Origin of the sequence: Gimesia chilikensis (assembly GCF_008329715.1) — a bacterium.
Taxonomy (GTDB): Bacteria; Planctomycetota; Planctomycetia; order Planctomycetales; family Planctomycetaceae; genus Gimesia; species Gimesia chilikensis.
On record NZ_VTSR01000039.1, the window covers coordinates 1 to 307 of the forward strand.

Annotated in this window: 1 protein-coding gene; it reads left to right on the forward strand. The window is 63.5% G+C overall.

Annotated elements, in window-relative coordinates:
- On the forward strand, positions 1-307 hold a 307-nt coding region (locus tag FYZ48_RS29110), incomplete at both ends, for a choice-of-anchor D domain-containing protein (RefSeq protein ID WP_149345979.1).

Here is a 307-nt window from a genome sequence, read left to right on the forward strand (position 1 = left end):
CATGCGGCTGGAGCTGCTGACTCCCGGATCGACGGCACCGGAAATCGATGTTGCAGCCGGGGCCACGGCCCTGACCAGTGGCGTGAGCGGCATCGACCTGGGTACCGCCTTCTTCGGCGAAATCCTGTCGCAGACCTTCACGATTACCAACACGGGGACCAACACGCTGAACCTGGGAGCCATCACACTGCCAGGATCGGGCGAATATACCGTCTCGTCTCCGCTGGGGACGACGACTCTGTTCGCCGGTCAGTCGACGACCTTCGAGATCTCGTTCAACAGCACCGGCGCCGCCGGTGTGGTTGCC